The organism is Asaia sp. W19 (assembly GCF_003994335.1).
In the GTDB taxonomy this organism is placed as follows: Bacteria; Pseudomonadota; Alphaproteobacteria; order Acetobacterales; family Acetobacteraceae; genus Asaia.
Window position 1 is genome coordinate 1 of the sequence record NZ_PNQZ01000203.1, and the last position, 831, is coordinate 831.

General features: G+C 57.8%; 1 protein-coding gene. It reads right to left on the minus strand.

Translation table 11 applies throughout. The annotated features are described in order from the left end of the window. A partial coding sequence (locus C0V97_RS18025; RefSeq protein WP_148114986.1) for a mechanosensitive ion channel family protein occupies window positions 1–831 on the minus strand: 831 nt, incomplete at both ends.

Genomic DNA, 831 nt, shown 5'->3' on the forward strand with positions numbered 1-831 from the left:
CATTGGCATCGGCGGCTCCCGCGATCAGTCGGATGGAAATCACCTGAGCGTTACTGTCAGCAACCTGGCATCCGACAGAACTCATGTCTCGATCCCAATTGGCGGATTTTTCGAGCTCTTCATGGAAAATACGACGCACCTCATCCACGGGCGTCTGATAGTCGAGCCAGAGAAAGAGCGAGCCGATGAGCGACGGTGAGCTATGGGTCCAGTTCTGGAACGGATTTTCGAGAAAATAGGCGATAGGCACGATATAGCGTCGGCGGTCCCAGGTGCGCAGCACCACATAGGTGGCATTGATCTCCTCCACATAGGCCCAGTCACCATTGAGGATCAGCATGTCCTCCATGCGGATTGGCTGGGTAATGGCAATCTGGATGCCGGCAATGAGGTTGGACAAGGCGGGCCGTGCGGAAAGACCGACAACGAGAGAGGCCACGCCCGCCGAGGCAAAGAGTGATACCCCGTATTGCCGTACGGATTCGAACACCATCAGGGCCGCTCCGACCGTGATCACCCCGCAGGTGATCTCGATCAGACGGCGCAGAATGCGGATCTGGGTCTGGTGCGACCGTACCGTGATGTCATCGACATGTTCGCGATTGGCGATGCGGTCGAGATATTTATCCGTCCCGAAACGAAACGCCCTGATCAGCCCGAAACCGATAGTGATGATCACCGCAAAGGCGAAAAAATGCGCCAGAAACTGGATGGTGGTCGGCGCAAAGCCGGTCGTGGCGGGCAGGGCGGCACTGGCGGCCACGATCATCAGCAGCAGACGCACATGGGTCTGCAGCCGCCCGAWCGTTTCATGAATGAACGCAATGCGCC